8 protein-coding genes are annotated in these 9,681 nt (G+C 56.0%); 2 read left to right on the forward strand and 6 right to left on the reverse strand.

Annotated features, from left to right (window positions below):
- Position 1: 1 nt before the first annotated feature.
- Both ACN0VL_RS08085 and ACN0VL_RS08090 read right to left on the reverse strand, forming a co-directional pair.
- Positions 2–568, reverse strand: coding sequence for a hypothetical protein (locus ACN0VL_RS08085; RefSeq protein ID WP_417616259.1), 567 nt, complete (start codon positions 566–568; stop codon positions 2–4).
- Between the two features lie 181 nt (positions 569–749).
- Positions 750–2,255, reverse strand: coding sequence for a Na+/H+ antiporter NhaC family protein (locus ACN0VL_RS08090; protein WP_417616260.1), 1,506 nt, complete (start codon positions 2,253–2,255; stop codon positions 750–752).
- Between the two features lie 436 nt (positions 2,256–2,691).
- Here ACN0VL_RS08090 and ACN0VL_RS08095 point away from each other — a divergent pair, with 436 nt between their 5' ends.
- Entirely contained in the window at positions 2,692–4,419 is a 1,728-nt protein-coding gene (locus ACN0VL_RS08095) for a potassium/proton antiporter (RefSeq protein WP_417616262.1), read from the forward strand.
- A 246-nt stretch (positions 4,420–4,665) separates the two neighbouring features.
- Here the strand turns inward: ACN0VL_RS08095 and ACN0VL_RS08100 are convergent, their stop codons facing one another.
- The 4 genes from ACN0VL_RS08100 to ACN0VL_RS08115 all read right to left on the reverse strand — a co-directional run bounded on the left by ACN0VL_RS08100 (position 4,666) and on the right by ACN0VL_RS08115 (position 7,262).
- The gene (locus tag ACN0VL_RS08100; protein ID WP_417616264.1) at positions 4,666–5,085 is read right to left on the reverse strand and encodes a rhodanese-like domain-containing protein; all 420 of its coding nucleotides are present in this window, start codon (positions 5,083–5,085) and stop codon (positions 4,666–4,668) included.
- A 148-nt stretch (positions 5,086–5,233) separates the two neighbouring features.
- Positions 5,234–5,683: a YtoQ family protein gene (locus tag ACN0VL_RS08105; protein ID WP_417616265.1), complete on the reverse strand. Its 450-nt coding sequence runs from the start codon at positions 5,681–5,683 to the stop codon at positions 5,234–5,236.
- Between the two features lie 117 nt (positions 5,684–5,800).
- The gene (locus tag ACN0VL_RS08110) at positions 5,801–6,886 is read right to left on the reverse strand and encodes a PQQ-dependent sugar dehydrogenase (protein WP_417616267.1); all 1,086 of its coding nucleotides are present in this window, start codon (positions 6,884–6,886) and stop codon (positions 5,801–5,803) included.
- Positions 6,887–6,947: 61 nt separating this feature from the next.
- Entirely contained in the window at positions 6,948–7,262 is a 315-nt protein-coding gene (locus tag ACN0VL_RS08115; RefSeq protein WP_417616268.1) for a pyrimidine/purine nucleoside phosphorylase, read from the reverse strand.
- Positions 7,263–7,453: 191 nt separating this feature from the next.
- On the opposite strand from ACN0VL_RS08115, the gene ovoA reads away from it, so the two are divergent.
- The gene (ovoA, locus tag ACN0VL_RS08120; protein WP_417616269.1) at positions 7,454–9,568 is read left to right on the forward strand and encodes a 5-histidylcysteine sulfoxide synthase; all 2,115 of its coding nucleotides are present in this window, start codon (positions 7,454–7,456) and stop codon (positions 9,566–9,568) included.
- Positions 9,569–9,681: the final 113 nt, after the last annotated feature.

A 9,681-nucleotide genomic window follows, 5' to 3' on the forward strand; every position in this document is an offset into this window, starting at 1 on the left:
CCTAGGGCTGATAAGCCGGCATGGGCGCCATAATGTGTACATAAGGCGTGTCTTTCCACATCACCCAGGGGCCACCATTGGTGTGTTCGGTGGGTAGGCCTTCGAGCATGGCGGCATCGGGCACCAGAATCATCAGATGCGGCAGCGGCTCGCTAATCCACTCGTTGCTGGCGGTGGGCTCGGTGGCGTAAGGGTCGGTGTTGCTCTCGGGGGTACCGCCCTGCAGCATATAGCCGAAGCCCATGCCTTTGTTGGTCAGCGGCAGCTTGTTCATCCAGGCGTGCGCCCAATCCATCCAGACTGCGTCCAGACACATGGGATCCTTGCCCGGGGTGGTCGGCATGTCCGGCAGGCAGGTCCAGCCGTTGCTTCCCTCGCGCAGCTGCGTCATCTCACCGTTCGTTCCGGAGGGCCAGTCCACAATGGTGGCGGCGGCACTGATGGAGGGCGGGGCCGAGCTCATGGCGTCGGCAATTTTTTCTTCCGGGGTAGCGGCCAGAGAGACGCTGCAGGTTGCACCGAGCATCAGGCCCAGCACAAAATGCGGAAGAGGAACCAGATGGTCCATGGTGTGCTCCTTACTGGGATACTGTCTGCATCCATCGGAGCGATGAATGTTTTTTCCACAGTGTATTAGGCATAGCAGCAGGGTGATATACCGTCAACTAGCGTGGTGCTGGCCGAAGAAGCAGGAGGTGCGCAAGCCAGGGCAGGCCACCATGGGCGGGTGGCCTGCCTTCTTTATTGTATCAGGCGGTTTGTACCTGCAGGCGGCGGGTTTGCCAGCGTGACAAGATAACCACCAGCACAATCTGGGTGGCAATGGCCGCCAGCAGAATCAGCGGGCTTGCAATCCAGCCGGCCACCATAAAGCCGGCCAGCGCTATGCTGCCGTTGAGCAGGGCGTAGGGCAGCTGGGTGCGGAAGTGCTCAAACTGATCACAGCCCGAACCGGTAGACGACAGTATGGTGGTTTCCGAAATGGGCGAGCAGTGATCGCCAAACAGACCGCCCGAGAGCACGGCACCAATGCAGGCATACAGGGGGGCGTCTATGGCCACGGCGGTGGGGATCACCAGGGGTATCATGATGGCGAAGGTACCCCAGGACGAGCCGGTGGCGAAGGAAATAATCGCCGACAGCAAAAACGCCACTGCCGGAACCAGCCAGGCGGGGAAGCCGGCCTGGGCCTGTTCGGCGATGTAGGCGGCGGCGCCCAGCTCCTTGCCGACGCTGCTCAGGGTCCAGGCCAGGATCAGCACTATGGCCACCTGCATCATGTTGCCCATGCCCTTGAGGTACACGGCAATGCCGTCGGTCACCCGGCGCACGCCGTAGCAGGCCATCAGGGTGATCAGGGTCATGGCCGCCATAAAGTAGGAAGTCGAAAGGGCCGCCCGAAACACAGAGCCCGGCACCTTTTCAAACGGAAAGCCCAGCGGGCCCAGCATGGCGGCCAGCACCCCGGCCATTACCAGCAGCGGTGCCCATACGAAGGAGGCGCGGGCGTTGTCGTGGCTGAACAGGCTTTGTGGCTCCTGCGGGCCGCTGGCAATTTCACCCCGCATGGCGGCGCGTTCGGCCTCGGCCATGGGGCCGAAATCCAGCTTCTTGAAGGCAATCAGCGGCACTATGGCCACCGCCAGTACGGCGTAGAACTGGAACGGGATGGCGGCAATAAAGGCTTCCCAGTCGGTCAGCGGCAGGTTCAGGGCATTAAATTCCTTTTGCAGCAGGCCCATGATGTACACGCCCCAGCCGATAAAGGGCACCAGAATCGCCACCGGCGAAGCGGTGGAGTCGATAATGAGGGCCAGCTTCTGGCGTGACAGCTTGAGCTTGTCGAACAGCGGCCGGAATACCGGGCCCACAATCAGGGGCGTGCCCAGATCGGAAAAAAAGATCACGATGCCGCCCAGCCAGGCAGACACCTGGGCCCGACACTTGGTGCTGACCCAGTGGGTCACCTTGCGGGCAAAGGCCTGGCCACCACCGGATTGCTCCATCAGCGCCACAAAGCCGCCGATGAACACCAGCAGTACCAGCACGCCGGCGTTATAGCTGTCGGTCAGCTGGCCCACCAGGTGGTCCTTGACCAGAATACCGAAGTTGTCTAACGGGTGACGCCAGTCGTTCAACATCACCACGCCGCTGGCCACACCGGCAAACAGGCCGATCACCACATTGCGGGTGCCCAGAGCGAGTAACAGGGTAATGACGATGGGGATCAGCGAGCTGATATGGGTTGGTTCCATTTGGTTTTACTTCCTGAACAATATAAACCCTGACAGGCGAGGCCTGGCCGCGAGCATAAAAAAATAAACAGGCGCCGGACTTTAAAGAAGAGCGGGGATGCTCGCAACCCGATTGTGTACATTTAATAGTAAAAAATGCACATTTGGTGAGTATTTAATCTGTTATAGACCTGTATGGTGCTATAAATGGCGATAGTAAGGGGGTTGTTGGAATATTTATGCAGATGCACAGCTGTCAGGCACTGACTCGACACGGCGCCCTAGCACCCCGGGTCGCCGCCGTGTTTGCAAGCCGATCACACTGGCGGCATCACACCGCCTGTTTATGTAAATTATCGAATAAATATACTTTAAAATTGGTTATTGAATCGCTCTGATTTGAAGTGGCAAGGTATGATATAACTACAGCCCCTAGCACACTGTCGGAACTTCTATATTGGATAATATTGAACACCTTTTCTTACTGTCCGGGATCTTGCTGTGTTTGAGCGTGTTCGCCACCATGTTATCGGCACGCTCCGGGATCCCGATTCTGCTTATTTTTTTAGTCATCGGCATGCTGGCCGGTGAGAGCGGCCCCGGCGGCATCGAGTTTGAAAGCTATTCACTGGCCTACAGTGTAGGCAACCTGGCGTTGGCCATTATTCTGCTGGATGGCGGAATGCGCACCCGCATGGATACGTTTCGCGTCGGACTGAGACCGGCGTTGAGCATGGCCACCCTGGGCGTGGTGGTCACCAGTGGCGTCACCGGGCTGATTGCCGTTTATATTCTGGATTTAAGCTGGCTACACGGTTTGTTGCTGGGAGCCATTGTAGGCTCAACCGATGCGGCGGCGGTGTTTTCGCTGCTCAGCGGCAGGGGCATGCACCTTAATCAGCGGGTAGGGGCTTCTCTCGAGATAGAGTCGGGCACCAACGACCCCATGGCGATATTTCTAACCCTCACCGTGATTGGCCTGATCACCGGTGATATGAATGGCACCGGCGAAACCTTGCTGTTTTTGCTGACGCAATTTGGTATTGGTGCCGTGGCCGGCTTGCTGGGCGGCTTGCTGCTGGTAAAGGTGATCAGGCGGGTTGAGTTGGCGGCTGGCTTGTATCCCATTCTGGTGACCGGTTTTGGCTTGACGCTGTTTGCCTTTACGGCGCTGTTGGATGGGAGCGGCTTTTTGGCGGTGTATCTGGCGGGCCTGGTATTGGGCAACTCCCGGCTACGAGACATGGAGTATATTTTGCCGGTGCTGGACGGTCTGGCCTGGCTGAGTCAGATAGGGCTGTTTTTGGTGCTGGGGCTGCTGATATCGCCCGCCGATATGTGGGCCATGGCGCTGCCGGCCACCCTGATTTCACTGGCGCTTATTTTTATTGCCCGTCCGCTGGCGGTGCTGGTGTCTCTGGTGCCATTTTTCCGGTTTACCTCGCGAGAGCTGGGCTTTATCTCCTGGGTGGGGCTGCGTGGTGCCGTGCCGATTGTGCTGGCGATATTTCCATTAATGGCCGGCATACCGGAAGGCATGTTGCTGTTTAATGTGGCTTTTTTTGTGGTGCTTATTTCGCTGTTGGTACAGGGTTCGACCTTGCCGCAAATGGCACGGCTGTTAAAAGTGGAAGTGCCCCCCGAGCTGTCGCCCCGGCGGCGCTCCATGCTGGGTATTTTTCAGGAAGATGACTTTGAAATGTTCCTCTACACCATCAGCAGCGAATCGATAGATGGCGTAGTGGTCCGCAGTCTGACCTTTCCACCCCATTGCCGGGTGGCGGCGGTATTCAGAGGTGATAACCTGCTGCCGGCCTCGGGCAGCACGCGCCTGAGAATGGGCGATGTGCTGTGCGTGATTGGTCGCAGTAACCACCTGAAAACCCTGAACAACATGTTTGGTGGCGATCTGGATGCCGCACGCAGCAAGGCGCGGGCTTTCTTTGGTGACTTTATTCTGGATGCCGATGCCCGCATGGCCGATGTGGCACTCATGTATGGCGTAGACGTAGACGAGAGCGAAGCCGAGCTGAATCTGGGTGACTTTATGCTCACGCACAGTAACGGCCACCCTGTGGTAGGGGATAGTTTTGTCCGCTACGACATGGTCTGGACGGTCGCCGATGTGGACGGCGATCAGGTGTTAAAGGCGGGTCTACGGGAAGACGACCCAGAAAAAGACTGAGCTTAGTCTAAGCAATATCTTATAACTGGCGTGGATTCTGTCGTCATTTCCGCTCCTCTTGTCATTCCCGCCCCTCTTGTCATTCCCGCGAAGGCGGGAATCCAGGACCTATGGCGCAAAACTGTCAGTCTGCGGAACGCCTGCAAAGGCACTGGACCCCCGCATTCGCGAGGATGACGTTCCTATGCGAGGATGGCGTTCCTTCGCGGGAATGACGACTGAACCACACCGGTTACGCAAGATGACTTAATAATTAATCAGCGTGGTCACGGGGTGTTCCGAATACAAACTGGTGCCGTCATTCAGGTAGTGCAGGGTGGCGGGGGGCGCCTCTGCCTGCAGGTTTGCCTGTTGGGTAGTATACCCACTGGCCTTTAACTGCTCCAGGCCGCTTTTGGTGGTTACCTGCTGATAGCCCAGCGTTTGCAGCGCTTCATAGGCTTGCTGGGCCCGAAGGCCGTCTCTGTCATATAAGACAATCGCCGTTTTTTTATCGGGGTAGCGGCTGCTAACGCCGCGGGCTATGTAGGTATAAGGGATATTCACCGCCTCGTTCAGGTGTTCGGCGGCGTATTCCTCCTGGCTGTCCACGTCTATCCATACCTCGTTATTGGCAAACGCCAATATTGGCCAGCTGAATAAAAGCGCAACAGTCCGGGATGTCATGGGGAGTAACCTTCTGCATTAAGTGAGTAACAATTGTAAAACAGAAGGGTGCGGGTATCTGCACCGGAAGGGCGGCAGCCGACAAAAGTCGGCACAGCAAAAATCCCTCGCCAGGCGAGGGATTGTGCTGTCCAACGAGGCTTTAAACTTAAGACAGCAGGTAAGACAGAATTTCCACCACTTGTTCCGGGTGGCGACAAGTTGCCTTGGCGGCTTCGTCGATTTCTTTTAACGGGTGATCCAGCTCGGCATCGTGCAGGGTAATGATGGGCTTGCCGGAAGCCACGGCAAAGCCGGCGTCGAAGGCGGCATTCCACTGTTTGTACTTGGGCCCGAAGCGAACCACGACCAGATCGGCGGCCTTGATGTGGGTAGAGGTACGAATGCTGTTGATGCCGGAGGCTTTACGATCGCGCCAGAAGTTATCTTCTTCGCTGCCCAGAATGTTCACACCCACCATGTCGCTGGCGTCGTGATCGGTGACGGCAGAGGTAAATTCAACGGTCAGGCCCTGGGCCTTGGTACCCTCGATAATACGCTGGCGCCAGTCGCTGTGAATTTCGCCAGACAGATACACGTTCCAGATTTTCTGAGTCATTATGTTCCCTTGTTGTTCACAAAGTCATTGAAATAAAATGCAGTTGTTAAATATTACCGTATTTCAACGGTAAAATCAGCCCTATGCTTTTTACATCAAGCGGGCGGCCCGTCGCGCTCACTTCTGGCCTGCAGGCAGCAGTTTAAGCAGTTTTCCATCTGCGGCGTCGGTCAGCAGGTAAACCCCGCCGTCTTTAGCCTGTACCAGGGTGCGAATACGCAGCCCCAGCTCTTCAAGCAGCGGTTGCTCGTCAACAATCTGCTGACCGTTCAGCGTCAGTCGTACCAGCTTGCGGCCTGCCAATGCCCCCACCAGAAGTGAGTTTTGCCACCGGGGAAATAACTCACCGCGATAAAACAGCATGCCGGAAGGGGCAATAGAGGGCACCCACACCCAAAGCGGGTCTTCCATGCCCTCGAGTTGCGTGCCCAGGCCGATGGAGCCTCCCGTATACTCTCGGCCATGGGTCACCAGGGGCCAGCCATAATTGGCACCCGGTTTGATGATGTTCACTTCATCGCCACCGCGCGGGCCGTGCTCGTGGGTCCACAGCACGCCGCTGTGCGGATGAATGGCGGCCCCCTGAATATTACGGTGACCATAGCTCCAGATTTCGGGCCTGGCGTTGGGGGTATCTATAAAGGGGTTATCGACAGGCACGGTGCCATCGTCATGCAAGCGCAGGATTTTACCCAGATGATTATCGAGCTGTTGGGCCTGGTCACGAGAGTGATAACGCTCGCCGGTGGTAATAAACAGATAGCCCTGCTCATCGAATACCAGGCGAGAGCCAAAGTGGGCACTGCCCGATGTTTTGGGCTGCTGCACAAAAATGATTTCCAGATCACTCAGGTGGGTGTCATGCAGTTTTGCCCGTGCCACCGCGGTGCCGGTCCCCCTTTTACCAGGCTGGCTGTAACTGAAATAGAGCCAGTTATTATTGGCAAAGTCGGGGTGCAATGCCAAATCCAGCAACCCCCCCTGACCGGCATTGGTCAGCCGGGGCAGGCCGGTAATGGCCTGCCGGCCCTTGGCCGACAGACGCAACAGTCGGCCCCGGCGTTCGCTGACCAACAGCTCGCCATTGGCTAATTCCACCAGCCCCCAGGGGTGATGCAGCTGCTCGGCCAGGGTCTGAATGCGATATTCGGTCGCGGCTACAGGGAACGCCAGCCAGCCTAACAACAGCAACAGTATTGGCATAACACACTCTCTGATATTAGGGGTTGTGCTAACTATAGCGCCAGACTGGCCGGGTAGTGGTTTACTCGAAGTAAGAGCAGCAGTAATCCACCAGGCTGTGGATTTTGAGCTTGAAGATGGCGTTGGCAGGTACTTCGAAGGACTCGCCGCCCTTGATGGTCTGCCAGCTGTCGCTGCCCGGCAGCTGTACTTCAAGTTCACCGGCGAGAATTTCCATCAGCTCGGCGGCGGCGGTGTCGAAGGTGTACTCGCCGGGCAGCATAATCCCTAAGGTTTTGCGGCTGCCATCGGCAAACTGGATCACCCGGCTGGTGACCTTGCCACCGTCATACACATTGGCCTGCTTGATAACGGTCACGTTGTTGAATTGAGTCATGATACTTCCTGTAACAATGAAAAATGGGCTTCTGGTTATAGCACAGGGTCGGGGGCTTGAAACCGATTTTCTTGTTGGCGGCGTTATTCCGTTTATGCTTAACAGAAAGCGATGATGACGTTAGCGGGTCTTATGCTAGCGGTGCAGGCTCTGCAACAACAATAAAAGGGTTATCAACCAAGGAGTATGCCATGGAAGCATTAGCAGAGGCGGTGACCAGAACCCCCTTGCTGACCGGCACCTCGGTCGAGCAGAAGCGGGAAGAGATTCGGCGTTATTTTCATCACACTTCCAGCCTGTACGAAAACCTGTTCGATTGCATTAACAGCGACGAGGCTTATTATCTGCGTCCCGAGCCGCTGCGCCACCCGCTGATCTTCTACTTCGGTCATACCGCCGTCTTCTTCATCAACAAGCTGCTGCTGGGCAAATATCACGGGCACCGACTCGACGAGCGTCTGGAGTCGATGTTTGCCATCGGGGTGGATGAAATGTCGTGGGACGATCTTGACCGTGATCACTACGACTGGCCCAGCGTTAGCGAAACCCGAGCTTATCGTGAACAGGTGCGCCACGTCGTGGATACCTTGATAAGCGAGATGCCACTCACCTTACCCATCACTCAGGACTCACCGGCCTGGATCATTTTAATGGGCATAGAGCATGAACGTATTCACCTGGAAACGTCTTCGGTGATCATGCGCATGCTGCCGTTAAAGTATCTGGATGCGCATCCGTTGTGGGCGGCTTGCAACGACACCGGGCCGGCACCCGAAAACAGCTTGTTGCCCGTGGCGGGTCAGACCATCACCCTGGGCAAGCCCGCCACGGCACACACCTATGGCTGGGACAACGAGTACGGGCACAAAACCGTGGCCGTCGCACCGTTCAAGGTCGCGAAATATCTGGTGTCCAACGGTGAGTACCTGGCCTTTGTTCAAGCAGGCGGCTACCAGGAACCTAAATGGTGGAGCCAGGAAGGGCAGGGCTGGCTGACGTTTACCGGCGCCGATATGCCGCGATTCTGGCGCTATTGCAATGGCAAATATGTGCAGCGTAACTTGTTGCAAGAGATGCCGCTGCCGCTTGATTGGCCGGTAGACGTCAATTACCTGGAGGCCAAGGCGTTTTGTAACTGGAAAGCGGCGCAAACCGGTACCCATGTACGTCTGCCCACCGAAGCGGAATGGACGGTACTGCGCAATCTACTGGACACGGATCAAGCTGACTGGACGAGAGCACCGGGCAATATCAATCTCGAGCATTATGCCTCTTCCTGCCCGGTCCATCGTTTCGAGCATAAGGGGGTGTGCGATGTGGTGGGCAATGTGTGGCAGTGGACAGAGTCGCCCATAGACGGCTTTCCCGGCTTTGAGGTGCACCCCTTATATGATGACTTTTCTACCCCGACCTTCGATGGCCAACACAATGTGTTTAAAGGCGGATCCTGGATTTCGACCGGTAACGAAGCCACCCGTTATGCTCGTTATGCGTTTCGTCGTCATTTTTTTCAACATGCAGGTTTTAGATATATAGAGTCCAACCGCGCAGAGGTGCCCGTGGAACCCGTTAATAGTTACGAAACCGACGAGCTGGTAGCACAATATCTGGAGTTTCATTACGGCGATCGTTACTTTGACGTGGCAAATTATCCCAAGGCCTGTGTGCAAACGCTGTTGAGCCACACTCCCGGGTTGAATCATGGCAAGGCACTGGACTTGGGCTGCTCGGTGGGGCGCGCCAGTTTTGAGCTGGCGCAATACTTTGATCAGGTTGATGGTATCGACTTTTCGGCCCGCTTTATTCAACACGGTTTTCAACTGAAAGAGACGGGGCACACTCGATACGCCATTCCCGTAGAAGGCGATTTGGTCGAGTTTAAAGAAGTAAGCCTGCAAGCGCTGGGCTATGCCGAACTGGGTGATAAAATTGACTTTGCACAGGGCGATGCCTGTAATCTTAAAGCATGCTTTTGCGATTATGATTTAATTTTTTGCGGCAACCTTATCGACCGTTTATATGACCCGGGCCTGTTTTTAACCCAGATCCATCAGCGATTGAACGCCGGCGGTTACCTGGTGCTCACCTCACCTTATACCTGGCTGGAGCAGTACACACCGAAAGATAAGTGGCTGGGCGGCATCAAGGTGAATGGCGAAAACGTCACCACGTTAGACGGTCTTGATGCAATATTAGGCCAACACTTCAATTTGGTCGCCCAGCAAGATGTGCCCTTTGTGATCCGTGAGACCCGTCGCAAGTTTCAGCACACCCTGGCCGAGATGACAGTCTGGCAGCTGAAATAATCGCGTAGAACAAGCGACCGGCTGTGCCTTTGCCTTATACCAATTACAGTAAAGATTTGATCACCTTTGAACCTGAATACCAGAGGCACCACAGTCACCTCCCACGACACGCC

Source organism: Oceanisphaera sp. (assembly GCF_048268965.1).
In the GTDB taxonomy this organism is placed as follows: domain Bacteria; phylum Pseudomonadota; class Gammaproteobacteria; order Enterobacterales; family Aeromonadaceae; genus Oceanimonas.

Excerpts from the sequence above, each read along its gene's own strand:
- ACN0VL_RS08115 (WP_417616268.1), bottom strand. The coding sequence starts at position 7,262 with ATGACTCAATTCAACAACGTGACCGTTATCAAGCAGGCCAATGTGTAT.
- ACN0VL_RS08100 (WP_417616264.1), bottom strand. The coding sequence starts at position 5,085 with ATGACATCCCGGACTGTTGCGCTTTTATTCAGCTGGCCAATATTGGCG.
- ACN0VL_RS08105 (WP_417616265.1), bottom strand. The coding sequence starts at position 5,683 with ATGACTCAGAAAATCTGGAACGTGTATCTGTCTGGCGAAATTCACAGC.
- ovoA (WP_417616269.1), top strand. The coding sequence starts at position 7,454 with ATGGAAGCATTAGCAGAGGCGGTGACCAGAACCCCCTTGCTGACCGGC.
- ACN0VL_RS08085 (WP_417616259.1), bottom strand. The coding sequence starts at position 568 with ATGGACCATCTGGTTCCTCTTCCGCATTTTGTGCTGGGCCTGATGCTC.
- ACN0VL_RS08110 (WP_417616267.1), bottom strand. The coding sequence starts at position 6,886 with ATGCCAATACTGTTGCTGTTGTTAGGCTGGCTGGCGTTCCCTGTAGCC.
- ACN0VL_RS08090 (WP_417616260.1), bottom strand. The coding sequence starts at position 2,255 with ATGGAACCAACCCATATCAGCTCGCTGATCCCCATCGTCATTACCCTG.